Annotated in this window: 24 protein-coding genes; 10 read left to right on the top strand and 14 right to left on the bottom strand. The window is 72.7% G+C overall.

What is annotated here, in order from left to right; genetic code table 11:
* Positions 1–97: 97 nt before the first annotated feature.
* Genes ACFY6S_RS06265 through ACFY6S_RS06255 form a run of 3 tightly spaced genes read right to left on the bottom strand, consistent with a single transcriptional unit; the run spans position 98 to position 2,876 of the window.
* On the bottom strand, positions 98–1,228 hold the full coding sequence (locus ACFY6S_RS06265) for a hypothetical protein (RefSeq protein WP_388823413.1): 1,131 nt from the start codon (positions 1,226–1,228) through the stop codon (positions 98–100).
* A complete protein-coding gene (locus ACFY6S_RS06260; RefSeq protein ID WP_388823411.1) occupies positions 1,225–2,130 on the bottom strand; it encodes an NAD(P)-binding domain-containing protein in 906 nt (301 codons plus the stop codon). The genes ACFY6S_RS06265 and ACFY6S_RS06260 overlap by 4 nt, the downstream gene beginning before the upstream one ends.
* Complete coding sequence (locus ACFY6S_RS06255; protein ID WP_388823409.1) at positions 2,127–2,876, bottom strand: hypothetical protein; 750 nt, start codon at positions 2,874–2,876, stop codon at positions 2,127–2,129. Before ACFY6S_RS06255 ends, ACFY6S_RS06260 begins: the two co-directional genes overlap by 4 nt.
* Here ACFY6S_RS06255 and ACFY6S_RS06250 point away from each other — a divergent pair.
* The gene (locus ACFY6S_RS06250; protein WP_388823407.1) at positions 2,875–3,471 is read left to right on the top strand and encodes a transcriptional regulator; all 597 of its coding nucleotides are present in this window, start codon (positions 2,875–2,877) and stop codon (positions 3,469–3,471) included. The genes ACFY6S_RS06255 and ACFY6S_RS06250 overlap by 2 nt on opposite strands.
* A gap of 13 nt (positions 3,472–3,484) precedes the next feature.
* Positions 3,485–4,066: an HD family hydrolase gene (locus ACFY6S_RS06245; protein ID WP_388823405.1), complete on the top strand. Its 582-nt coding sequence runs from the start codon at positions 3,485–3,487 to the stop codon at positions 4,064–4,066.
* 42 nt (positions 4,067–4,108) lie between these two features.
* Here ACFY6S_RS06245 and ACFY6S_RS06240 read toward each other — a convergent pair whose 3' ends face one another.
* From ACFY6S_RS06240 to ACFY6S_RS06220, 5 genes are all read right to left on the bottom strand, one after another.
* Positions 4,109–5,776 (bottom strand): alpha/beta hydrolase, encoded by a 1,668-nt coding sequence (locus ACFY6S_RS06240; RefSeq protein ID WP_388823878.1) that lies wholly within the window; start codon positions 5,774–5,776, stop codon positions 4,109–4,111.
* A 192-nt stretch (positions 5,777–5,968) separates the two neighbouring features.
* A complete protein-coding gene (locus ACFY6S_RS06235; protein ID WP_388823403.1) occupies positions 5,969–6,928 on the bottom strand; it encodes a TIGR04222 domain-containing membrane protein in 960 nt (319 codons plus the stop codon).
* A gap of 8 nt (positions 6,929–6,936) precedes the next feature.
* Entirely contained in the window at positions 6,937–8,391 is a 1,455-nt protein-coding gene (locus ACFY6S_RS06230; RefSeq protein WP_388823401.1) for a DUF692 domain-containing protein, read from the bottom strand.
* A 181-nt stretch (positions 8,392–8,572) separates the two neighbouring features.
* On the bottom strand, positions 8,573–9,364 hold the full coding sequence (locus ACFY6S_RS06225) for a DUF4142 domain-containing protein (protein ID WP_388823399.1): 792 nt from the start codon (positions 9,362–9,364) through the stop codon (positions 8,573–8,575).
* Between the two features lie 113 nt (positions 9,365–9,477).
* Positions 9,478–10,251, bottom strand: a complete 774-nt coding sequence (locus tag ACFY6S_RS06220) for a peptidyl-tRNA hydrolase (RefSeq protein WP_388823397.1) — start codon at positions 10,249–10,251, stop codon at positions 9,478–9,480.
* 95 nt (positions 10,252–10,346) lie between these two features.
* On the opposite strand from ACFY6S_RS06220, the gene ACFY6S_RS06215 reads away from it, so the two are divergent.
* Both ACFY6S_RS06215 and ACFY6S_RS06210 read left to right on the top strand, forming a co-directional pair.
* Positions 10,347–11,015, top strand: a complete 669-nt coding sequence (locus ACFY6S_RS06215) for an AIM24 family protein (RefSeq protein WP_388823395.1) — start codon at positions 10,347–10,349, stop codon at positions 11,013–11,015.
* Positions 11,016–11,115: 100 nt separating this feature from the next.
* Positions 11,116–11,274: a hypothetical protein gene (locus tag ACFY6S_RS06210; RefSeq protein ID WP_388823393.1), complete on the top strand. Its 159-nt coding sequence runs from the start codon at positions 11,116–11,118 to the stop codon at positions 11,272–11,274.
* A gap of 96 nt (positions 11,275–11,370) precedes the next feature.
* On the opposite strand, the gene ACFY6S_RS06205 is transcribed toward ACFY6S_RS06210, so the two are convergent.
* The 5 genes from ACFY6S_RS06205 to zapE all read right to left on the bottom strand — a co-directional run bounded on the left by ACFY6S_RS06205 (position 11,371) and on the right by zapE (position 16,568).
* Entirely contained in the window at positions 11,371–12,234 is an 864-nt protein-coding gene (locus ACFY6S_RS06205) for a polysaccharide deacetylase family protein (RefSeq protein WP_388823391.1), read from the bottom strand.
* A gap of 67 nt (positions 12,235–12,301) precedes the next feature.
* Positions 12,302–13,276, bottom strand: a complete 975-nt coding sequence (locus tag ACFY6S_RS06200) for a PPK2 family polyphosphate kinase (protein ID WP_388823389.1) — start codon at positions 13,274–13,276, stop codon at positions 12,302–12,304.
* A 92-nt stretch (positions 13,277–13,368) separates the two neighbouring features.
* A complete protein-coding gene (locus ACFY6S_RS06195) occupies positions 13,369–14,736 on the bottom strand; it encodes an alkaline phosphatase PhoX (protein WP_388823387.1) in 1,368 nt (455 codons plus the stop codon).
* 196 nt (positions 14,737–14,932) lie between these two features.
* Positions 14,933–15,358, bottom strand: a complete 426-nt coding sequence (locus tag ACFY6S_RS06190; protein WP_388823385.1) for an OsmC family protein — start codon at positions 15,356–15,358, stop codon at positions 14,933–14,935.
* Between the two features lie 109 nt (positions 15,359–15,467).
* Positions 15,468–16,568 (bottom strand): cell division protein ZapE, encoded by a 1,101-nt coding sequence (gene zapE, locus ACFY6S_RS06185; RefSeq protein ID WP_388823383.1) that lies wholly within the window; start codon positions 16,566–16,568, stop codon positions 15,468–15,470.
* Between the two features lie 37 nt (positions 16,569–16,605).
* On the opposite strand from zapE, the gene ACFY6S_RS06180 reads away from it, so the two are divergent.
* The 6 genes from ACFY6S_RS06180 (at position 16,606) to ACFY6S_RS06155 (ending at position 22,168) form a co-directional block, all read left to right on the top strand.
* Positions 16,606–17,379, top strand: coding sequence for a pyrimidine reductase family protein (locus ACFY6S_RS06180; RefSeq protein ID WP_388823381.1), 774 nt, complete (start codon positions 16,606–16,608; stop codon positions 17,377–17,379).
* 163 nt (positions 17,380–17,542) lie between these two features.
* Positions 17,543–17,995, top strand: coding sequence for an indole-3-glycerol phosphate synthase (locus tag ACFY6S_RS06175; RefSeq protein ID WP_388823379.1), 453 nt, complete (start codon positions 17,543–17,545; stop codon positions 17,993–17,995).
* A gap of 64 nt (positions 17,996–18,059) precedes the next feature.
* Positions 18,060–19,475 carry a UDP-N-acetylmuramate--L-alanine ligase gene (gene murC, locus ACFY6S_RS06170; RefSeq protein WP_388823377.1) on the top strand — a complete coding sequence of 472 codons (1,416 nt, stop codon included), beginning with the start codon at positions 18,060–18,062 and terminating at the stop codon, positions 19,473–19,475.
* A 10-nt stretch (positions 19,476–19,485) separates the two neighbouring features.
* Positions 19,486–19,893 carry a peptide-methionine (R)-S-oxide reductase MsrB gene (gene msrB / locus ACFY6S_RS06165; RefSeq protein ID WP_388823375.1) on the top strand — a complete coding sequence of 136 codons (408 nt, stop codon included), beginning with the start codon at positions 19,486–19,488 and terminating at the stop codon, positions 19,891–19,893.
* A gap of 90 nt (positions 19,894–19,983) precedes the next feature.
* Positions 19,984–20,943, top strand: coding sequence for a hypothetical protein (locus ACFY6S_RS06160; RefSeq protein WP_388823373.1), 960 nt, complete (start codon positions 19,984–19,986; stop codon positions 20,941–20,943).
* Between the two features lie 94 nt (positions 20,944–21,037).
* Complete coding sequence (locus ACFY6S_RS06155; RefSeq protein WP_388823371.1) at positions 21,038–22,168, top strand: aminopeptidase P family protein; 1,131 nt, start codon at positions 21,038–21,040, stop codon at positions 22,166–22,168.
* Positions 22,169–22,187: 19 nt separating this feature from the next.
* Here ACFY6S_RS06155 and treZ read toward each other — a convergent pair whose 3' ends face one another.
* Positions 22,188–23,957 (bottom strand): malto-oligosyltrehalose trehalohydrolase, encoded by a 1,770-nt coding sequence (gene treZ, locus ACFY6S_RS06150; RefSeq protein ID WP_388823369.1) that lies wholly within the window; start codon positions 23,955–23,957, stop codon positions 22,188–22,190.
* Positions 23,958–24,142 lie beyond the last annotated feature (185 nt).

Below are 24,142 nucleotides of genomic sequence, written 5' to 3'. Positions count from 1 at the left end.
CTCCGCGCCGATCGCGGCCGATGGAACCCGGGTCGGTGCTCCCGCGGGGACGGGAACCGCTCGCTGTTCGCCTCTGTCCTCTTCGTGGCCGGAGAACTCAGACCGCGTCGGCGACCTTGTCCAGCAGAACGGCGCTTGCCGGGATGTCATGGTTCAGCCGGACGGCGCGGTGCGGCAGCGTGGCGAGACGGGAGGCCACTTCGGCGCGCGCGCTTTCCCGGCCGCCGCTGTCGACGCCCTGAGCCTGCTCGAAGATGTCCGGGTACCGGTCCTCCGTCGTGCCCGACATGAAATCGCCCTCTCTCAGCGTGCGCGTACCGTCGGTCACATCCGGCGCCGCGTCGGCGTCGATCTGAGGGAAGAGGAGGGCCGCCGCCCGACCTCCCGTGGCCAGCGGCACGTTGAACAGGTCAGGGAACTGGTCCGGGAAAACCTGGACCTTCCGCTCCCGCCTCTTGTTCTCCCACAGCGGGGTGTGGTCGCCGGCGAGCAGTGCCTCGGTCACGGACTCGTGCTGAGTCGGGTGGAAGCTGCCTCCGGCCCGGAGGTGCTGGCGCGCGATGACGTCCCAGCCGAGCGAGTGGAGCAGCCCGAGGCCGAGCGCCGCGGCCGACGGCCAGGGGACGACCTCGACATCACGCTCGCCGGTCGGCCGGACCAGGACCCGGTCGTTGGCGAGGAGCTGCCAGCCGCGCGAGGCCAGCAGAAGAGCCGTGCTCGTCTTGCCGGACCCTTTGTCGCCGAAAGCGAGGAGCGTCGCGCCGTCGGTCGGCCTCACGACTGCGGACGAGTGGAGCACAGCCCAGCCGTCCCGCAGGAGCTGACCGCGAATCGCCTCCCGTGCGAGGCGCGCGGCGGCCAGGGCGAGAGGCTGTACATCGGTACCGGCGAGGACGAGACGGCCGGAGGACGGCGTTGCGCGGTACGCGATCCCCTCCTCCGGCGACGTGGCGATGATGTCCTCGCCGTCCTGCGCCACCAGCAGCGGGTGCTTCGCGTAGTCCACGGCCGTCGTGGGCCGGCCGTCGTGGACGAGGTGGGTGATCTCCTCGTAGTCGGTCGGTTCGACGTCCGCGATCACGACGCCGTCGGCGCAGACGGCGTCGTCCATCGATGTGGCGTTCCACCATGGTCCGAAGTAGCGCAGGGCCCAGTCCGTGACCTCCGGACGGTTGCTGAGCACGGTGACGGCCGCGGCGGCGGTCTCCAGCCGGGTAGCAGCGATCATGTGGCGATCCTCTCGGTATGAGCAGGGAGATGGGTGTAGGCGTCACGGAGGCTGCTGGCCGCAGAGTCCAGACACAGACGTTCGGAACGGGTGAGCCGAGGCAGGCGCGGTGCGGCCTTCCCGCCGGTGAAGAGTGTCGGAATTCCCAGCCAGACGTCCCCGTACGGCACGGACAGCTCCTCGACGCCGTCGACCAGGCCGAGGGCTTTGCGGAGCGTGGACAACACGGCGCCCGCGGGTCCGCAGCGGGTCCGGCCGACGCCGTTACGGATCAGAGCCGGCCGACGCTGGAGGGCCTCCATGACTGTGTGCACCGGGACCGCGACGGGTCGACCGGCTACGGTTGTCGTGGACACGCACACGACGGCGCGCTCGCCGTGCTCACCGATCACGTGGCCCCGTACGAGTTCCGGGGATACCTGGGCGTACCAGGCCAGCAGGAGCCGGTACCGGGCCGAGTCGAGGTTCGATCCGATCCCGAAGACCCGTGCACAGCCCGACACTTCGGTGAAGCGGCGGGCCATCAGGTCCACGGGGTTCGTCACGACGAGGACGGTCCCGTCGTACCCGCGCAGCTCCCGCGCGAGGGCTCCGAGAGCGGGAGCGTTCGCAGCGGCGCCGCCGCGCCGGATGTCTCGCGTGGCGGTGTTCGTGAATTCGGCGCGCAGGGCGATCACCACCGCGTCGCAGCCGTGGAGGTCAGTGACTTCACCGGCCTCGACTGCTGTGCGCGACCGGGTGGCGAGCGAGAGATCCTGGAGGTCGGCGGTCAAGCCGTGGACCCGGGCCGGTTGCCGGGACACGACGAGGAGCCGTCCGGGCAGCGCGGCAGCGACGAGACCGGTGGCGAGGGTCTGCCCGACGCCGCCCGCTCCGACGATCCCCACCACCGGGCCGCTCACCGAGCGCTCCCAGCGGTGTGCTCGACCTCGGAGAAGACACCGTCCAGGAGCCGGGGACCGGCCGTCGACCCGGCGAGGAGGACGCTTACCCGGTCCACGATGCCTGCCACCGTGCGAGCCCGCGCGACGAGGGACTGCTGCTGGGGCGCCAGGGGGAGACCCGCAGGGGCGCTGAGGCATGTGCTCAGGATGCTCACGGTGTCCATGAGCCACAGAACCACGACCTCACGGAGCCGTCCCGCCCGCTCGTGTCCGGGTAACGCCGCGACGTGCCGGGCGAGCGTGGAGGCGACCCCTTGGACGATCTGACGCCGTGCGCGCGGCTCCGGATGCCCGAGAGCAAGGAGCAACGCCCGGCCGACCAGCTTCGCGACGTCCGGCTGAGGCCCGGCCGCCCACTGCACGGCCGGGTCGATGAAGTGGAGGCGGGGGCCGTCGATATGGACGTGCTCCGGTTTGAGGTCCCCGAATACCACGGTGTCCCGGCGGGGAGAGATCGCACCGGCCATCCGGAGCAGCCGCAGCACCGCGTTCTGGACCAGCTCCACGACCTCCTGGCGCTCGGACTCCGGGAGTCCGCTGTCCCGGCCGAGCGACCGCATATGGCTGGTGGCGCTCAAGCCGTTGAACTTCCGACGGAAGACGCCGACGATGGACCGCTCATCGATCGGAGCGACCCCGCGCAGGCACTCCGCCCCGGCCGGGCCGTGCAGAGCCCCGAGAGCGAGGAGCGCCGAGTCGCGCATGCGGACCACGGCCGAGCAGGCGCGCGGTCCAGGCCAGTTCCTCCTCCGCCGCCAAGCCCTGTACCTGTCCGGGTACGGCGTGACCTCCGACATCGAGGAGTGGTTGAGTCAACAGCAGTGCGTGGAACGCTCGGACACCTGGCTCACCGCCTGGCTCACCGGCCGGTCCGTCGCCGCTGTCGCCGCGAGGCAGGGCGACCGTGACCGTATGGCCCATTTCATCGACAGAGCGCTCCTGGACGACGACGCCGGAGAGGCCGCGAACTTGGCCTACTGGGCGTACTGGATCGGTGAGACGACCGCTCCGCAGCTCTCGGACGACTTCATCGCTGACGGCTCCCTCGGCGCGTGGACCGGGGACAGACTCCTCGCCCATCTCGTGGAAGGCATGGCGCCCCACCACGGATATGTGGACCTGAACATCCACAGTGTGTGGTCACTTCTCCAGGCCCGCCCCAACCTCCTGTACTCCGGAGCAGCGGCCCGCGCCCTACGTGATCGGCTCCCTCTCATGTTGGATAGCCGTGAACTCTCGGCGCGCGGGCGACGGGAGATGGAGAGCATCCGGTACGCGATCCGCCTCGCGGAGGCGTGAGAGGAGCCCGACCGTGTCCGAAGAGCTGACTGCCGTGGCCCGATTCCTGTACGAGGCGGGAACGTTGAAGTCCACCAGGCGCAGCGGCTGGTGGATGGCCGGCGTCAAGGACCCCGAGTCCGTCGCCGATCACTCCTGGCGCACCGCCCTCATCGCCTCCATCATCGCGAAGCTGGAGGGAGCGGACCCGGCTCGGGCTGCGTTCCTCGCCGTCTGGCACGACTCCCAGGAGACCCGCAGCGGGGACGTCAACCACCTCGGCAAGAAGTACACCGAGGGTGAGGCCGATCCCCGCGACATCACCGCCGACCAGGTGGCCGAGATGCCCAAGGTGCTGGCCGAGACCATCCAAAGTCTCGTCGCGGAGTACGAGGCGAAGGACTCGCCGGAGGCCATCTGCGCGCGCGACGCCGACAAGCTGGAGTGCATGATCCAGGGCGTCGAGTACCGGGACCAGGGCTACGCCAACGCGCAGCGCTGGATCGACAACAGCCGCGGCCGGATCACCACCAGGTCCGGCCAGGCGCTCGCCGACGCGGTGCTGGGGACCGGATCACTTGACTGGCTGCGCTCGGCCCTCGGAGAACCACTCTGACCCGCGGGCCGCGGCACGCTTCCGGCGGCGTCACGCCGTTTGTCATGTGTTCCCGAGCGCTCGGTGGCGAGGCGCCGGACCGATTCGGTGGGGCAGGGCGGCGCGCCTGTCACTCGGTTCCAACGACACCGGGTTCGGCTCCGCGTGCGGCGCGCACTCCGCGCGCCGCACCGGCGCCTTTCCGAGGAGGAGATAGTCCTCCAGGTAGGTGTCGATACAGGCGTTGGAGCCGCCCGCGACGCCATGTGTGCCCGCGTTCCGCTCGGTCACCAGCACCGACCCCGCCAGCCGCCGCTGAAGCTCCAGCGCCCCTTCGTACGGCGTCGCCGCGTCACGTTCCGCCGCCAGGATCAGGACCGGGGGCAGCTCGCCGGGCCGGGTGCGGACATCGAGCGGCTGCTGCCGGGGCGCCGGCCAGTAGGCGCACGGCAGATTCATGAAGGCGTTGTCCCAGGTCTCGAACGGCGCCGTGCGCGCGAGTTCGGTGTTGTCGCGGTCCCAGACCCGCCAGTCCGTCGGCCACGGCGCGTCGTTGCACTCGACGGCGGTGTACACGGCGTTGCCGTTCTCGCTGTCGGCGGCGGCCTCGGACCTGGGCGTGGCCTGCTCGACCAGCGGCTTCGGGTTGCCCTTGACGTACTCGGAGAGCGCGGTGGCGCGGATCGCCCAGTAGTCGTCGTAGTAACCGGCCGAGAGCATCGCGCCCTGGAGCTGACCGGGCCCGACCTTCCCGCCGGCCGGCTCGTGGGTGACCCCGGCGCGTACCTTCTCGTAGTTCTTGCGCACCTCTTCGACGTCGCCGCCCAGGTGGTACGTCCTGTCGTGCTTGGCGATCCAGGTGAGGAAGTCCGTCCAGCGCCGCTCGAACGCGGCCGACTGGTCGAGGTTGCCGCGGTACCAGATCTTCCGGGGATCGGGGTCGACGGCGGAGTCGAAGACCATCCGGCGTACGTGCGACGGGAAGAGCGTCGCGTACAGCGCGCCGAAGTAGGTGCCGTACGAGGCGCCCAGATACGTCAGCTTCCGCTCGCCGAGGGCCGCGCGCAGCACGTCCAGATCGCGGGCGTTGTTCAGCGAGTTGTAGTGGGGGAGGGCCGCCCCCGCGCTGTCGGCGCAGCCCTGGGCGCGCGCCTTGGCCTCGGCGATCCGCTCGCGCTTGTACGACTCGGAGGGGTGCACCGGGGCCTGGGTGGGGGCCCGCAGGGTGTCCGCCGGGTCCTCGCAGGAGAGCGGGGCGGAGCGGCCGACTCCGCGCGGCGCGTAGCCGACGATGTCGTACGCCCCGGCGATCCGCTTCCACTCGGGCAGCTCGGCGGCCAGCGGGAAGTACATGCCGGAGGCGCCGGGGCCGCCGGGGTTGAAGACCAGCGCGCCCTGCCGCTGCCCGGCCGGTCCGCTCGCCTTGACGCGGCTCACGGTGAGGGAGATCTTCCGGCCGTCGGGCTCCGCGTAGTCGAGGGGGACCTCGACGGTGCCGCAGGTGACGGGGGCGGGCAGCGACTCGGCCTCGGGGCAGGCGCCGAACGCGATCCCGGCCGCGCCGGCCCGTTCGGCGGCCCGGGCCACGCCCCGGGTCTCGTGGGCGCGGGCCCGGGCGGCGCCGTACAGGTCGGCGGCCGTACCCGGCTCGGCGACCGCGCCGTCGGCGGGGGCGGCGACGAGCGCCGACAGGACCAGGGAGCCGAGGGCGGTCAGAGCCCCGCACTTCACAACTGCTCTCATCGCGTTCCCTTCGTGCGTGCGGATGTGGGATCAACCGCAGAACAGAGGGTCGACAGCACGCGAGGGCGAAGCAAGGACCGGTGGGCGGTGTCGGGCCCAATGACCCCTATGCGCTCGGCGGGCGCTCCGGAGCGCGTCCCGGAGCGCGGGGCGAGGGCGGGGAGGCGAGGTGACGGGCCGTCAGGAGCTGCCGCCACCGCAGGAGCTGCCGCCACCGCAGGAACTGCTCCCCCCGCAGGAACTGCTCCCCCCGCAGGAACTGCTCCCGCAGGAGGCGCCCCCGCCGCAGCCCTGCCCGGCGTCCCCGCCGGAGCCGCCCGACTCCGCGCCGGCCATGCGGCCGGAGGACGACGTCCCGTCCCCGGCGCGCAGATAGCGGCGCAGCACCGGGTCGGGCACACCCGCCGCTCCGTACACCGCCACCGTCCGGGCCACGCCCGCGCCCGGTCCGCGCACCCCGGCGCGGACATCGCGGAACGCCTGCCGCCCCGTCCGGGTACGCGGCCAGGCGGCCAGCGCCGCTCCCAGGACGCCGAGGGCGACGCCCGCGAACAGCGTGGGCAGCAGGGTGAAGGAGAAGGCGAACGACACGAACTCCTCGTCGGAGCCGGAGGACGTGGTGGTCGACGCCTCGCTCAGGACGCTCACGACGAAGACCACCGGCAGCCCGACGAAGCAGGCCGCACCCTGGACGACCCCCCACAGCCGCCAGATCCGGGTCCGCGCCGGGGACACCAGCAGTCCCCTGCGCACCAGCGCCTCGCCCATCTCCCGGACGGCGGGACCGGCGGCCACCGCCAGTCGCAGCCGCAGCAGCCGGCCGTTCGGGGCCGCCGCGTACTCCTGGAGCACCGACCGCTCCACCGGATCGTGGGCCACCGCCCGCTGTACGGCGACGATGCCGGGGCCGCCGACGGCCAGCCGGCCGTCGGACTGCATGGTGGCGATCGCCGCCTCGGCGACCCGGCGGGGGCCGCCGCCGAGGTAGGCGGCCTCCAGGTCGGTCGGCGGGGCGGGCGGGTTCCCGGCCTCGGGCGGCGCGACGGGGCCGCCGCGGCGCATCACGAGCACGCCGGTGAGGAGCGTGAGGGACGAGAGGGCTATGACGGCGTGGAGCGCGAGGACGGAGGCATCGTTCATGGAAGGTGTCACCTTCCCGTGAGCGCGGCACGGGCCACGCGGACGAGACGGGTCGCGCGGCGCGGCGGGCGGGCTCCGGCGCGCTCCTGCCACCACAGGGACAGCCGGCGCCGGGCCGCGTGGCTCTCCGGCCGCCCGGCGATCAGCAGGTGTTCGGCGAAGTCGAGCGCGTCGCGCCGGTGCCCGGCGCGCAGCGGCCGGCCGGCCGCGTACCCGAGGAACTCCGGGCGGTAGTCGTCGCCGAGGATCTCCGGCAGCTCCGGGGCGACCTTGGCGACGACACCGGCCCGCTTGACGGAGAGCGCGCGGCTCTGGACCCGCAGCCTTCTGCGGTCGAACCCCTCGGGGACGGGCGCGCCGGCGACCAGGGCGGACAGCAGGGAGGTCTCGGCGAGGGCGAGGCGTCGGCGGGCGGGCTCGACGGAGCCGTCCTCGCCGCCCTCGACCCCTCCCGCGGCGGTGTCCTCCGCGGGCTCCACGGGCTCCACGGGCTCCGAGGGCTCCACGGGCTCCACGGGCTCCGCGGGCTCCGCGGGCTCCACGGGCTCCGCCCCCGTACGGCCGTCCCGCGCGAGGCCGCCGGTGAGCGCCGTATGCGCGGCGCCCCCGGCCGCCGCTGTGATCCGGAGGGTCTCCCGTATCGCCGCCAGCTCACCGGCCAGCTCCCGTGCGGGCGGGAAGTCGTCGTCGCGCTCCAGCAGCACCCCCGGCGGGTCCACCCGCGAGCGCAGCTCCGCCAGCACGTCGAGGACGGGCCGGGACACCGGGTGGGCGTGCGTGTCGTGCCAGACGCCGTCGCGCTCGATCCCTCCCGCGACATGGACGTACGCGATCGCCTCGACCGGCAGCTCGTCCAGCGCCTCGGCGGGGTCCTCGCCCCGGTTCACCTGGTTGGTGTGCAGGTTGGCGACATCGATCAGCAGCCGGACACCGGTGCGCTCCACCAGCTCGGCGAGGAACCGGCCCTCGCTCATCTCCTCGTCCGGCCAGGAGATCAGGGCGGCGATGTTCTCCACCGCCAGCGGTACGGGCAGCGAGTCCTGGGCGATCCGTACGTTCTCGCACAGCACCCGCAGCGCGTCCCGGGTGCGCGGGACCGGCAGCAGATGCCCGGCTTCGAGCAGCGGCGACGCGGTGCGCTCGCCTCCCGCCCGTACGAACGCGATGTGTTCGGTGACCAGGGGCGAACCGAGCGCCTCGGCCCGCTCCGCCAGATCCGCCAGCCGGCGCGTGTCCGGCCGCTCGGCGCCGCCGAGCCCCAGCGACACCCCGTGCGGGACGACGGTGACGCCGCGCTCGCGCAGCCGCACCAGCGAGTCGGGCAGATGGCCGGGGCAGAGGTTCTCCGCGACGGCCTCCACCCAGTCGACGCCGGGCAGCGACTCCACCGCGTCGGCGATCTCCGGCCGCCAGCCGATGCCGACTCCCAGCCGTGGTGTGTTCCCGCGCGGTGTGCCGTCCATCGCGTCCCCCTTCGCCGTTCGTATGCGGGTGCTATCGCCCCGCCGGGCGCTCCTGAATCCGGGAAGGAGGACGTTCAGAGGTTGATTTGAGGTTTCTCCCGAGAGCGATTGATTCCGTGGCTGACCGATTCCGTGGCTGACCGATCCCGTGGAGGAGCGGTGGTGGAGGAGCGGGCGAACGTCAGGGGGTGGGCGCCGGTGAGTCCTCCGGGTCGGGCCGGTCCGTGTTGATCGCGGTCGGCGCGCCGGGCCCTGTCGAGGGTTCGGAGGTGAACGTCCCGTTCCCGGTGGGTTCGACGGGAGCGGCGGCCGGCGGCAGGTTGCCGTTGGGCGGCGGCGGGCCGGTCGGGCTCGCGGTGAGGTTGCCCGCGGCCTCGTCGGCGAGGGCGTCGAAGTCGACCTTGCCGGTGGCCTCCAGCATGGTGATGTGGTCGAGCACCGTGATGTTGGCGTCGCTCGCCAGCTGCCGGACCAGTGCGTTCCTGGTGGTGTGCCGGACCAGCGCGATGGCCGAGAAGACCTTGCCGTGCGCGTTGCGCAGCAGTTGGGCGAACTTCCGCTCGTACTCGTCGCCCTGAGCCGCCGACAGCTCCCGCAGCCAGCCCTGCTGCTGCTCGTTCGGCTGGTTCGGCAGCTCGACGCCGAGCTGCGCCGCCACCGAGACGACCCGCTTGTCCAGGTCGGTGTGGCCGACGACCAGATGGTCACCGCAGTCCTTGATCGCCTGGCTGGGCGCCCGGTCGATCGCCTGCTGCCCGGCCGGCAGCTCCCAGAGCCCGGCCAGCCGCACCTTGACCAGCAGATCGCGGTCGGACGCGGTCAGCGGCCCCCACTGGGTCGAGACCGTCGACGCGGCGATGTTCGCCTGCCCCGTCCCGGAACGATCGGCGTACGACCACACGGGGAACGCCAACGCCGCGACCGTCGCGACCAGTGCCGCGATGATGAGCGCCGTACCGTTGATGCGTCGCAACAATGTGCTGCCTCCCGAACCGATGTGTGACACCGCTGAATCAACCACCGGGCCGACGGCTGTCCCGACCCGCGTGGCGGTACCGGGGGATACGTACGGGAGGGCGCGAGCGTTCAGCCCCGCAGCGCCGGATGATCACCGACCACGGTGGCCGACCCCGCCGCGATCTCCGTGAACCCGGCATCGCGGACCAACGGCAGCCCGCTGGAAGCGAGTTCGCGCCAGCGGGCCGGGGACGCGGTGCGTACGGCGAGCGGGAAACCCGCCTCACGCCACGCCACGCGCTCCTTGTCCGGCAGCTCCCACCAGACGAGTTGGGCGCCGTGCCCCGCCTGGGCCATGGCCTTGCCAGCCGACATGTCCAGGCCGGGGCTCAGCCACAGGACCGGCAGGTCCCGGGCCGGGGCCGGCGGCGGCTCGGGGTCGTCCAGGTCGGTGCCGGAGACCTGTAGTTTCACCAGTTCCTTGGGCCAGCCGTCGAGCGGGACGGGCGGGAAGACGCGTACCTCCGCCGGGGGCGGCGGCATCGTGCCCGGGTCCGCCTCCGCGGCCGTACCCGTACCCGTGCCGGTCAGTGTGAGGCCGGGGAGCGAGGTGGCGCGGCGCCACTCCGCGCCGCGCGCCCGCCGCACCACCTTGCGGATCTGGGTGTCCTGCCACTCCCGCATCACGCGGGCCCATTCGCCCTCGGTCTCGCCCTCGCCCAGCGAGCGTTCGTCGGAGAGCATCGTGAGCACGGCGCGGGCCGCCGTCTCCAGCGCGTCGGTGCGGGCCGGGGGAGCACCCTTCTCGATCCGTACGACCAGGGGCAGCACGAACCGCGGCACCTCGTCGGGGGTGGGATGTCCGGGCCGGACGGGGCTTTCGGTGGTGCTGTCGCTGCTCACGCGTCCAGTCTGCCAGCCCCGGCGTCGCCGCCTCACGGCGGAAACCCCGGAATACTCCTTGGCCGGACGGGGGTCCTCGGGTGACGATGCTCGGTATGCAGAGCGATCTCTTCTCCTCGGAGTACCTGGCGCAGCCCGCCACCGCCCCCGGGATGACACTCCAGAACTCCAAATCGATCAAGTACGCCGTCAACGGCGAGATGCTGGCACGGCAGGGATCCATGATCGCCTTCCGCGGGAGTCTCCAGTTCGAGCGCAAGGGCCAGGGCATCGGTGGTCTGCTCAAGCGGGCCGTGACGGGCGAGGGCCTGCCGCTGATGACGGTGAAGGGCCAGGGCGAGGCGTGGTTCGCGCAGGAGGCGGCGAACTGCTTCATCGTCGACCTCGACCAGGGCGACGCGCTCACCATCAACGGCCGCAACGTGCTCTGCTTCGATCCGACCCTCTCGTACGAGATAAAGACGGTGAAGGGCGCGGGCATGGCCGGAGGCGGCCTGTTCAACAGCCTCTTCACCGGGTCCGGAAAGCTCGGCCTGATCTGCGAGGGCACCCCCATCGTGATCCCGGTCACCGCGCAGGCCCCGGTGTACGTGGACACGGACGCGGTCGTCGGCTGGAGCGCCCAGCTCGCCACCTCGCTGCACCGTTCGCAGTCCGTGGGATCGATGATCCGGGGCGGCTCGGGCGAGGCCGTCCAGCTCATGCTCCAGGGCGAGGGGTTCGTGATCATCAGGCCGAGCGAGGCCACCCCGTCCGAACACTGAACCGGCCCGTGCCGTCCGGCGGCTCCGGCGGGGAGCGGCGGGCGCCCGCGCGGCGCCGCCCCCGCCGCGCCGCGCGGCCCGGCTGAGTACGCTCGGGGACATGACGGAAAAGAGCGTGGCCGAGGAGACCGCAAGGGCGGCGTACGCCGACTGCGTACTGTGCGGGCAGCCCACCGAGCACCTGGCGACGGTCAGGGGCGCGACCCTCTGCCCCGTCTGCGAGTGGCAGGAGGCCCAGCGCACGGCGTGCTCGGGCTGACCGCCGCCGCGCGCCACCGCCGTGCCCGCCCGGTGACCCGCTGCCGCTCCCGGGCAGCCTCCACGGGCCGCGGCTCCCCGGCTGCCCGTCCGTGGCTCAGTGCTTCATCAGCTCGGAGACCTTGACGAAGCGGTAACCGCGCTTCCTCAGCTCGGGGACGACCTGCCGTACGGCCTCCTCCGTCACCGGCGCCGCGCTGCGCGTGCAGTGCATCACCACCAGCGAGCCGGGCTTCACCCCCGTGAGCACCTCCTGGGCGACCGCGTCCGCGTCCGTCGCGAAGGCGTCGCCGCTGACGACGTCCCACTGCACCGCCGTGACCTTGACCGGGGCGAGGGCGCGTCGCGCCGTGTCGTCGTAACAGCCGCCGGGGAAGCGGAAGTACGGCACGACATTGCGCGCCCCGGCCTTCTCGAACGCGGTGAAGGCCCGCCGCACGTCCGAGGCCATCCGCTCCTCGCCGACGACCGGCAGCCCGTAGCAGTCGGCGGTGAAGGCGTAGTGGCTGTACGAGTGGTTGGCGATCTCGAAGAGCGGATCGTTGCCGATCTCCTTCGCCTGCGTCGGGTACTCCTCGGCCCACCGCCCGGTCATGAAGACCGTGGCGGGCACGTCGAGCCGGCGCAGAAGGGCGATCAGCGACGGATTGTCGAACCGCTCGCCGCCCGCGGCCCGGGGGCCCTGATCGGCCGTCATGTCGGCGTCGAAGGTGAGTGCCACGGTCTTTCCCGCCGCCGCGCCGCCGTGTTCGAAGACCGGTGTGAGCCCGCCCGCACCGGGGCTCAGCGTCGGCGGCCCCTTCATCGCCGCGCCCGGGCTCCCGGCGCCGGAGGAGGAGGCGGCCACGGAGCGAGCGGGGGAGGGGGCGGCGGCCGAGGGCTTCCCGCCGCCGTCACCGCATCCGGTGAGGGCGACGCTCAGCACGGCCAGAGCGGCGAGTACGCGTACATATCTGGTCACACCCGGAAAATATATGATGATCTTCGCTGGGGAGGTGTACGGCGCTCATTCGACCGCAAGATGACGCCTATGCCTCCTCCAACAGCCTCTTACGGCACTTCTCGACATCGAAGTCCCCCGCGGGATACGTCGGTGCCAGCGCCTCCAGATGCTCCAGCAGCAGCGTGCTGATCGCCCAGTTCCGATACCACTTGCGGTCCGCCGGGACCAGGTACCAGGGCGCCGCCGGGGTGGAGCAGCGCCGCAGCGCCAGCTCGTACGCCGCCCGGTAGTCGGCCCACAGCGCGCGCTCGTCGAGATCCGCCGTGCTGAACTTCCAGTGCTTGTCCGGATTGTCGAGGCGGGCCAGCAGCCGTGCGCGCTGCTCCTCGTGACCGAGGTGCAGAAAGACCTTCACCAGGGTCACGCCGTCGTCGGCCAGCTCCTGCTCGAAACGGTTGATCCGTTCGTAGCGGTGGCCCAGCTCCCGGTGGGGCGCCAGGTGGCGGACGCGGGCGATCAGGACGTCCTCGTAGTGCGAACGGTCGAAGATCCCGATCTCGCCCGGCTCCGGGAGCGCCCTCCTGACCCGCCAGAGGAAGTCGTGCCGCCGCTCCTGCGGCGTCGGCGTCTTGAAGGCCCTGACGCGGCAGCCGGACGGGTCGAACAGCCGGATCACATGCTTGATCGTGCCGCCCTTGCCGCTGGTGTCCGTCCCCTGGAGCACCAGCAGCACCCGGCGCCGGTCACCGGTGGTGCTGCCCGCGTACAGCCGCTCCTGGAGCCCGGCGAGACGCTCCGCCGACCGGGCGACCGCCTTCAGCGCCGCCGCCTTGTCCTTCGGCGCGCCCGGACCGCCCGGGGTGGCCCGGGTGTCGTACGCGGTGAGGTCGACCGGTACGCCGCCGGGCACCCGCAGCAGCTCGCGGAGGCCGGGCGACGGCTGCTGCCGCTCCGCCGCCGCCCGGTCCTTCCCTCGGCCCCGCCTGCCGCCGGTCCCCGGCTTCCCGGCGGACCCGCCGCCGTCCTTCTTCGCCTTCTTCTTCGTGTCGCAACCGGCCATCGCGCACACCTTCCGTCGCTTCCTCCGAGACCTCCGAGTCCTTCGAGGGTGCGACGGATCGGGCTCCACGGCGACCGCCCGTGGAGCCGCCGTCAGCGCCAGGGGCCGGTCACGGCGAAGGTCGTCCCCGGGTTGTAGCAGTTCACGTACATCGTCTGGCCGTCGGGCGAGAAGGTGACCCCGGCGAACTCGCCCCACTCCGGCTTCTCCGCTGTCCCCACGTTCTGCGCGCCGCGCGCCATCGGGTACACCTCACCGCGCCGCGTCACGCCGAAGACGTGCTGCGCGCCGCCCCCGTCCTCGCAGACCATCAGGCCGCCGCTCGGCGCGAGACAGATGTTGTCGGGGGACTCGCCCGGCAGATCGATGTCCGTGTCCGGGCCGAAGACGATCACCAGGGTGAGCCGGCGCCGCCGCGGCTCGTACTTCCACACCTGGCCGTAGTGGTCCGCCGCCGAACCCTCCGAACGGTGCGCGAAGCTGGAGACGAAGTAGACGCAGCCCTCGCCCCAGTAACAGCCCTCCAGCTTCTGGGCATGGGTGATGCCCTTCGGACCGAAGTCCTGGTACCGGATGGGCGTCCCGTCCGCGAGCGGGTCCGGTACGGGCACCCACTCGATACGGTCGAAGGACGCGCCCGGCTCCTGGACGGTCGACAGGTCCGGCACCCCCGGCACCCGCATCGCCTCCAGCGCGCCGCCGGCGCGCAGCGACCCGATGCCGCCGCGCGGCTTCTCGGGCAGGAAGCGGTAGAAGAGGCCGAACGGGTGGTCGAAGGCGTCCTCGGTCTCGTACACGGTCCCGCTGTCCGGGTCGATCGCGACGGCCTCGTGCTGGAAGCGGCCCATGGCGGTCAGCGGTACGGCGCCGCTGCGGTGCGGATCGGAGCCGTCCACCTCGAAGATGAAGCCGTGGTCCTTGGTGTACCCGTTGGTACCCGCCCGGTCCTCGGTCTCCTCGCAGGTCAGCCAGGTACCCCAGGGCGTCGGGCCGCCCGCGCAGTTGACGGCGGTGCCCGCGATGGCCACCCGCTCGCCGAGGACATGGCCGCGCCCGTCCAGTTCGAGCGTCGTGCAGCCGCCCTTGCCCATCGGGTCGTAGGTCAGTCCGGGAACGGTCGGTACGGCGAACCGGGCCCCGACCCTGTTCTCGTGATTGCGGACGAGGTGCACCCGGCCCCGGCGTCCCGCGAAGGCGGCCATGCCGTCGTGGTTGCTGGGCACCCGGCCCTCTCCCGAGAGCAGCTGGTCGCCTTCTCTGGAGAGCACCTGGTAACGGAAGCCCCGTGGCAGATCGAGCAGCCCGTCGGGGTCGGTGACCAGCGGGCCGTAGCCGCTGCGGCCCCCGTGGGGGGCGGCGGTGCTGGAGCCGGTGAACAGCTCGGAGACGGCCCCGGTGAAGGCGATCGCGGCGGCGGTGGCACCGGTGCGGGCGAGGATCTGACGTCGTGTTGCGGTCATGAGGCAACTCCCTGCTGGCGGACAGGAGACGTGACCCGCACGTGTCTAGCACGTCCCGTGGGACGTGTGGACCATGCGGGTCGCCAGCAGCCTCTGGTGTCGCCGGGGCGCCCGCAACGGGCCGCCCACCGGGGTCGGCTGATTCCGGTGGGCGGGGGCGACGCGGCCACCGGGAGACCGTCCCGGTGCCCGGAGGTCAGACCAGGGACGCGCTCAGGGTGATGTCCGTACCGGCGAGTGCCTGGCTGACCGGGCAGTTCTCCTTCGCGTCCCGGGCCGCCTGCTCGAAGCCGGCCGCGTCCAGCCCCGGCACCTCGCCGCGCACGGTGAGATGGATGCCCGTGATGCCGGTGCCCGGCTGGAAGGTGACCTCGGCCTGCGTGGTCAGCCGGGTCGGCGGGGTGCCGCCGGTGGCCAGGCCGTTGGAGAGGGCCATCGAGAAGCAGCTGGAGTGCGCGGCGGCGATCAGCTCCTCCGGGCTCGTCTTCCCGTTCGCCTTCTCCGCGCGGGACGGCCAGGAGACCGCCTGGTCGGCGATGCCCGAGGAGTCGAAGGTGACGGTGCCGGTGCCCTTGAGGAGGTCGCCCTCCCAGACGGTGTGCGCCTGACGTGTGGTGGCCATGGTGAACCCTTCTTCCTGCTGCTCGAACGGGTGACAGGGGCCTTGACGGAGGTCGCGCGGCCTCCGACCGCTCGGGTGCGGTCCGCGGCGGGCGACGACGGCACCGAACCTACTCGGTGACCAGCCCCTTCGCGTCCCGCGCCAGGGCCGTCAGCCGGGAGATCGCCCGGAAGTACTTCTTCCGGTATCCGCCGTTCAGCATCTCCTCGCTGAACAGCCGGTCGAACGGCAGCCCGGAGGCGAGGACGGGCACCTCCCGGTCGTACAGCCGGTCCGCCAGGACGACCAGCCGCAGCGCCGTCGACTGGTCGGGCACCGCCGTGACGTCCGTGAGGCAGACGGCCCGCACCCCGTCCGTGAGCGCCCCGTACCGGCTCGGGTGGACGGAGGCCAGGTGGCCGAGGAGCCCCGGGAAGTCGTCCAGGCTGGCGCCCTCGGTGGCGTACGCGGCCCGGGTCACCTGCTCGTCGGAGTACGGCGCCGGGGCCTCCGGCAGCCCCCGGTGCCGGTAGTCCTCGCCGTCGATGCGCAGCGGCCGGAACCGCGACGAGAGCCCCTGTATCTCGCGCAGGAAGTCGGCGGCGGCGAACCGGCCCTCGCCGAGCTTGCCCGGCAGCGTGTTCGAGGTCGCGGCCAGCGCCACACCGGCGTCGACGAGCCGGCCGAGCAGCGTGGAGACGAGGACGGTGTCGCCCGGGTCGTCCAGTTCGAATTCGTCGATGCACAGGAGCCGGTGGCCGCCGAGCGTGCTCACGGTCTGCTGGAAGCCCAGCGCGCCCACCAGATTGGTCAGCTCGACGAACGTGCCGAAAGCTTTCTCCTCCGGCGCGGCCGGGGTCGCGTGCCACAGGGACGCCAGCAGGTGGGTCTTGCCGACCCCGTATCCGCCGTCCAGGTACACCCCGCGCGGCCCGGTGGGCGGCTGCGGCTTCCTGGCGAACCAGCGCCGTTTGCCGCTCCCGGATCCACCGGCGGGCTCCCCGGCGCCGAGCCCGGCGGCGAAGGCGCTCAGGACGGTGACGGCCTCGGACTGGCTGGGCTGGTTCGGGTCGGGCACATACGTGTCGAACCGGACGGAGTCGAAGCGCGGCGGCGGCACCATTTCGGCGACCAGCCGCTCGGCCGGGACGCGCGGCTCACGCGCGCAGAGGGAGAGCGGGGCCGCTTCGGTCAGGGGGGTGCGGCCGGAGGCGGCGGTGGATGACGACACAGTTCATCACTCTATGCTCCGTGCCAGACTGCTTCACATGCGACGCCTGTTCCCTGTGACCGATCAGACACCCTCCGCCGCCGATCGGGACTGGACGCTCGACGAACTGGCGGACGCCTACGCCTACCCGGTCACCGACGGCGGGAACGGCGTGTGGCTGCGGGCCAACATGGTCGGCACCCTGGACGGCGCGGCCCAGCACGAGGGCCGCTCGCAGTTCCTGTCCTCCGCCGCCGACATGCGGATCTTCGGCACCCTGCGCGGGCTGGCCGATGCCGTGGTGGTGGGCGCGGAAACGGTTCGTCTTGAGGGGTACAGACCGGCCCGCGCCCGGGACGCCTTCGCCGGGCGGCGGGCGGCGGCCGGCCAGGACCCCGCGCCGGTGATCGCCGTGGTCAGCGCGAGCCTGGACCTGGACTTCACCGCTCCGCTGTTCACCGAGCCGCTCGTCCCCACCCTCGTCCTGACCGGCGCTGCGGCTCCCCCCGAGCGGCTCGGCGCGGCCCGGCGGGCGGGCGCGGAGGTGGTGATCGCCGGGGACGGTCCCGGGGTCGACCCCGTACGCGCCGTGCGGGCCCTGTCCGACCGAGGTCTGACCCGGCTGCTCACCGAGGGCGGGCCCCGGCTGCTGGGTCAGTTCGTGGCGGCGGGGGTGCTGGACGAGATGTGCCTGACGGTGTCCCCGACCCTCACCGCCGGCTCGGCGCAGCGCATCACGGGCGGCCCGGCCCCCGCCGTACCCGAGTGGTTCGCGCTGGCCTCGCTGCTGGAGCAGGACGGGTTCCTCTTCACCCGGTACCGCCGCGTCTGACCGTCCTGCCGTTCGGCAATCAGCGGAATTCATCGTTCCGGTTAGCTTCCTGTGGGCAGACTTAACACCACAGACCCCGTGCGGGCACGGGGAAGGATGGTTTCAGCAGGGGCCGGAAGGCCCCTGAAGCGGAAGGGCGCGTGCCGTGTTCACAAGCGTTTTGATGATCGAGAAGCCCCTGTCGCCGGAGGACGTCGAATTCGTCACCACCCTGCACGGCGACGAGACGGTCTCCTTCGTCGTGCTCATGCAGCCGCGGGGGGACCAGGCCGATCTGCTGCTGCGCGCCATCGACGACGTCGCGGTCGGCGAGCTGCGGGACGCCGCCCGGGAGGGTGAGGAACCGGAGGGCAGCCAGGCCAGACAGCCCGCGGAACTGGCCCTGAACCACTCGCTGGCCGGACTGCGCGACCGGGGCGCCGAGGCCACCGGGCTGGTCGTCGAGGACCACCCGCTCGACCGGCTCAAGGAGGTCGTGGACGACACCGGGGCCGATGAGGTGATCGTGCTCACCGAGCCGCACTACGTGGAGGAGTTCTTCCACCGCGACTGGGCCTCCCGGGCCCGGCACAAGGTCGGCGTACCGGTGCTCAAACTCTTCGCGCACAGCGAATAGGCTGGGGCGACGGCGACGCCCACCACGCCCGCCGCAGCCCGAACGCACCCTGGGAGAGACACGTATGGCATCCGGTACCGGTATCCCCGTCGCCATGGAACGGCCGCACTTCATCGGTATCGGCGGCGCCGGAATGTCGGGAATCGCCAAGATCCTCGCCCAGCGCGGAGCCAAGGTCGCGGGCAGTGACAGCAAGGAGTCGGCGACCGTCGAGGCGCTGCGGGCGCTGGGGGCCACCGTGCACATCGGTCACGCCGCGGAACATCTCGCGGACGACGCGTCGTGCGTGGTCGTCTCCAGCGCCATTCGCGCCGACAACCCCGAGCTGGCACGGGCCGCCGAGCTGTCCGTCCCCGTGGTGCACCGCTCCGACGCGCTGGCGTCGCTGATGACGGGCGCCCGGTCGATCGCCGTCGCGGGCACCCACGGCAAGACCACGACCACCTCCATGCTGGCCGTCGCGCTCACCGAGCTGAACCTCGACCCCTCGTACGCGATCGGCGGCGACCTGGCGGGCCCCGGCACGAACGCGCGCCACGGCGACGGGGAGATCTTCGTCGCGGAGGCGGACGAGAGCGACCGCAGCTTCCAGAAGTACGACCCCGAGGTCGCGATCGTCCTCAACGTCGAGCTGGACCACCACGCGAACTACGCGTCCATGGACGAGATCTACGAGTCCTTCGAGACATTCGTCGGCAAGGTCGTCCCCGGCGGCACCCTGGTGATCGCGGCCGACCAGCCGGGCGCCGTCGAGCTGACCGAGCGGGTCCGCTCCCGGTCCGCGCTCAAGGTCGTCACCTACGGCGAGTCCGCGGGCGCGGACGTACGCGTCCACAAGGTCACGGCCCGCGGCCTGACCAGCGAGGTCACCGTCGTCCTCGACGGCCGCTTCCTCACCTTCACGGTCTCGGTCCCCGGCCGCCACTACGCCCACAACGCGGTCGCCGCGCTCGCCGCCGGCGTGGCCCTGGGCATTCCGGCGCACAATCTGGCCTCGGCGCTCGGCAGATACACGGGCGTCAAGCGCCGCCTCCAGCTCAAGGGCGAAGTGGCGGGCGTCCAGGTCATCGACTCGTACGCGCACCACCCCACCGAGATGACCGCCGACCTGGAGGCGATGCGCGCCGCCGCGGCCCCCGGCTCCCGGCTGCTCGTGGTCTTCCAGCCGCACCTGTTCTCCCGTACCCAGGAGCTGGCCACGGAGATGGGCCGGTCCCTCGCCCTCGCCGACCGGTCGGTCGTCCTCGACATCTACCCGGCCCGCGAGGACCCGATCCCCGGAGTCACCAGCGCGCTGATCACCGACGCGGCGCGGGCGGCGGGCGCCGAGGTCACGGCCGTCCACGACAAGGACGAGGTCCCGGACGCCGTGGCGGGAATGGCACGGCCCGGTGATCTCGTTCTCACCATGGGCGCCGGAGACGTGACGGACCTCGGTCCGCGCGTGCTCGCCCGGCTGACCGACCGACCGGCCGACTGAGGAGAACGAAATGCCGTACGACATCGAGAAGCCGGACGAGCAGTGGCGCGCCGAGCTGTCGCCCGCGGAGTACCAGGTGCTCCGCAAGGCCGGCACCGAGCCCGCCTTCGTCGGTGAGTACACGGACACGAAGACGACCGGGGTCTACTCCTGCCGCGCGTGCGGCGCGGACCTCTTCCGCTCCGACACGAAGTTCGAGTCCCACTGCGGCTGGCCCTCCTTCTACGACCCGAAGGACACCGATGCGGTCGAGCTGATCGAGGACACGTCCCACGGCATGCGACGGATCGAGGTGCGCTGCGCCCGCTGCGGCTCGCACCTCGGGCACGTCTTCGAGGGCGAGGGCTACCCGACCCCGACCGACCAGCGGTACTGCATCAACAGCATCTCGCTGCGGCTGGCGCCGGACGAGGGCTGAGCGCGGGCGGGGACCGGCGCGGGACCGGGAACGGGACCGCGCCGCCCCGCGCGGCGGACGCACAGGACGGACACGGGCGGAGGCGATGGTGTGAGGCTGTTCCGGCGGGGGCCGAAGCGCGACGGGCGCGAGACGCCCCGCGACCCCGCGTTCTCCTTCTTCTCCGTCCAGGAGGCCGCCCTCTTCCGCAGCCAGGTCCGCGAGGCGTTCGCGGAGCACGGGCTGGAGGTGACGCTCTACGCGGACATGGTGGCCGACAGCTCCGGGCGCCAGTTCGGGCTCGGCAACCTCGCGGCGGTCTGCCACAACGACGAGCGCGGACCCCGGGTCTGGGGCGATCTCGCCCGTCGGCACGCGGGCATGGTGCTGCGCGCGATGGACGGCCCCTCCGCGCTGGACACCCTGCCGCCCGAGCGCATCCGCGCCCAGCTCTACCCCCGGGTGATCAGCGAGGACAGCCTCGACCCGCAGTCCTTCGGATACGCGCGCTCGGTCGCCCCCGGGCTGTACGAGGTGCTCGCCCTCGATCTTCCCGAGAGCGTCATGATGCTCACCGACGAGGCCCTGGAGCCGCTCGGCGAGATGCGGCGGCTGCGGCAGCGCGCGCTGGAGAACCTCCGCGAGCTGCCGGTGGAGGGCCGCGAGACCGTCAAGGACGCCGACGGGGCGCGCTTCGAGGTGATCCTCGGCGACTCCTTCTACACGGCGAGCCGGGTGCTGGCCCTGGAATCGGTCGTACAGGACGTGACAGGGCAGCGGATTGCGCCGGAGGGCGCGCTCGTCGCGATGCCTTTCCGGCACCAGCTGGCCTTCCACGTCATCCGGGACACCACCGTCGTCCCCGCCCTGAACGCGCTCGCCGCCTTCGCCGCCTCGGGGTACGAGGACACTCCGGGCGCGATCAGCCCGTACGTCTACTGGTGGCGCGGCGGTACCCTCACCCAGCTCAGCGCGCGGGACGGCGACGGGCTGCGGATCGTCGTCGGGGAGGACTTCCACGCGTTGCTGGAGCGGCTGGCCCCGCGCGACCCGCGCGACGGCTCGGGCTGAGGCTCTTCGTGGGTGCGCGTCGGCCGCACACCGCGAACCGCACACGTCACCCGCTGTCCCGGGAGCGCGGGACGGCCGTCACCGAGGAGCCCGTATGGCCACCCCCACCGCGCCGCCGCCCTTCACCCCGGACGACTACCGCGCCCGGATCACCCGCGCCGCGAGGGACGCCGCCGAAGCGGGACTGGCGGGGCTGCTCGTCGCGCCGGGCCCCGACCTGACGTACCTCACCGGCTACCGGCCGACCGCCGACACCGAGCGGCTCACCGTCCTGGTCGTCGTGCCCGGCCGGGACCCGGTCCTGGTGGTGCCCGCGCTGGAGGCGGCGGACGCCGCCGCCGCTGCCGGGGCGCCCGCCCTCACCCTGCGCGGCTGGACGGACGGTGAGGACCCGTACGGGGTCACCGCGCCGCTGCTGGACCGGGCCGGGCGCTTCGGTGTCAGCGACAACGCGTGGGCGCTGCATCTGCTCGCGCTCCAGCGTGCCCTGCCCGGCACCTCGTACGTCGCGCTGACCGAGGGCCTGCCCATGCTGCGTGCCGTCAAGGACGCCCGTGAGCTGGCCAGGATCGAGGCGGCGGGCGCGGCGGCCGACGCCGCGTACGAGGACATTCTCCAGGTCCGGTTCGCCGGGCGGGCGGAGACGGACGTGGCGGCCGACCTGGCCGCGCTCCTCCTCGGCCACGGCCACTCCCAGGTGGACTTCACGGTCGTCGGCTCCGGCCCCAACGGCGCCGACCCGCACCACGAGGCCGGCCCGCGCGTCATCCGCGACGGCGACATGGTCGTCCTCGACTTCGGCGGGCTCAAGCACGGCTACGGCTCCGACACCACCCGTACCGTCCATGTCGGCGAGCCCACCGCCGAGGAGCGGCGGGTCCACGAGATCGTGCGCGAGGCTCAGCGGGCCGGTTGCGAGGCCGTCCGTCCGGGCGCTGCCTGCCAGGACGTCGACCGCGCGGCCCGCGCGGTCATCGAGGCCGCCGGATACGGCGAGTACTTCATCCACCGCACCGGCCACGGCATCGGGGTCACCACCCACGAGCCCCCGTACATGATCGAGGGCGAGAGGCTGCCGATGGTCCCCGGCATGTGCTTCTCGGTCGAGCCCGGCATCTATCTTCCGGGCCGCTTCGGCGTACGGATCGAGGACATCGTCACCGTCACGCGCACCGGTGGCCGGCGCCTCAACCGCACCCCCCGCGCGCTGGCGATCGTCGAATGACCGCTGTGGCGGACGCCGTTCACCCGTCGGCGAGCACCACGCACGACTCGGCCGGAAGCCGCAGCACCCCCTCCGCCCCGTCCAGGCCCGTCCCCGGCCGGTCCCAGGCGGCCAGCACCCGGCCGGCGCCGCCCACCGGGATCTCCACCGCCCGCGCCGAGAGGTTCACGGCGACCCGCAGATCGCCCCTGCGGAAGGTCAGCCAGCGCGCCACCTCGTCGTAGGCCACCCGTACCGCCGCCAGGTCCGGGTCGGAGAGATCCGGCTGCGTGTGGCGCAGCGCGATCAGCTCCCGGTACCAGGCCAGCAGACGCGCGTGCGGTTCCCGGGTGCGCTCGGAGCGGTCCAGGCAGGAGCGCTCCCGGGTGAGGGGGTCCTGCGGGTCGGGGATGTCCTCCGCCGCCCAGCCGTGCGACGCGAACTCCCGCCGTCTGCCGTCGCGTACGGCCGCGGCCAGCTCCGGATCGGTGTGGTCGGTGAAGAACTGCCAGGGCGTGGAGGCGCCCCACTCCTCGCCCATGAACAGCATCGGCGTGCAGGGCCCGGTCAGGACGAGCGCGGCGGCGCAGGCGAGCAGTCCGGGGGAGAGCGTGGCCGAGAGCCGGTCGCCGAGCGCGCGGTTGCCGATCTGGTCGTGCGTCTGGGCGTAGCCGAGGAAGCGGTGCGCGGGGGTGCTCGCCCGGTCGACCGGGCGGCCGTGGGTCCGGCCCCGGAAGGTGGAATACGTACCGTCGTGGAAGAAGACCCGGGTGAGGGTCTTGGCGAGCGCGGCCAGCGGCTCGCGGGCGAAGTCGGCGTAGTAGCCCCGGGATTCGCCGGTCAGGGCGGCGTGCAGGGCGTGGTGGAAGTCGTCGTTCCACTGCGCGTGCAGCCCGAGTCCGCCCTGCGCGCGGGGGGTGGTCGTACGGGGATCGCCGAGATCGGACTCGGCGACCAGGAAGAGCGGGCGCCCCAGATCGGCGCTCAGGGAGTCGACCGCCTCCGACAGCTCCTCCAGGAAGGTCAGCGCCCGCCCGTCCACCAGGGCGTGCACGGCATCCAGCCGCAGCCCGTCCAGACGGAAGTCCCGCAGCCACGCCAGGGCGCTGCCCAGCAGATAGGCGCGCACCTCGTCCGAGCCGGGCGCGTCGAGATTGACGGCGGCGCCCCAGGGTGTGTGGTGGGTGTCGGTGAAGTACGGGCCGAAGCGCGGCAGATGGTTGCCGGAGGGGCCGAGATGGTTGTGGACCACGTCGAGCACGACACCCAGGCCGAGCCCGTGGGCCGCGTCGACGAAACGTTTGAGCCCTTCCGGGCCGCCGTACGGCTCGTGGACCGCCCACAGCGACACCCCCTCGTACCCCCATCCGTGCGTTCCGGGGAACGGGCACACCGGCATCAGCTCGACATGGGTGATCCCCAGCGCGGCCAGCTCACCGAGGTGTTCCGCCGCGGCGTCGAAGGTGCCCTCACGGGTGAAGGTGCCGATGTGCAGCTCGTACAGGACGGCGCCGGCCGGTCCCCGCCCTGGCCAGGGGAGGCGCCATTCGTACGCGTTCTGGTCCACGACGGCGCTCGGCCCGTCGGGGCCCTCCGGCTGGCGGCGGGAGCGCGGGTCGGGCAGCGGGGGACCGCCGTCGAGCGAGAAGTCGTACCGGGTGCCGTCGGCCGGGTCCGGCACCTCGGCCGTCCACCAGCCGGGGCGCTCGGGGTCGGGCCGCATGGGCAGGCCCGTGGGGGCCGGGGCCGTTCCGCCGAGCCGTAGCGCGACCCGTTCCCGCGCCTGCGGCGCCCACACCTCGAACCGCACGAGGGGTTCCCCCTTGTCGTCGCCTGGTCCTGCCGTCGTCCCCGCTCCCCCCATGGTGACAAGAGTGACGGCCCGGGGCCCGGTGATCGCGGCGAATCGGGTGGCCGGACCGGTCGGACGCCCGGCGGTCCGGCGGGCCGACGACCGGGGCGGGAGCCGGAGCGGCGGGAATGATGGTCCGTCTG

The organism is Streptomyces sp. NPDC012835 (assembly GCF_042900885.1).
Classification (GTDB): Bacteria; Actinomycetota; Actinomycetes; order Streptomycetales; family Streptomycetaceae; genus Streptomyces.
The sequence above is the reverse complement of the archived record's forward strand: the minus strand, read 5'-3'. Positions and strand labels throughout refer to the sequence as shown.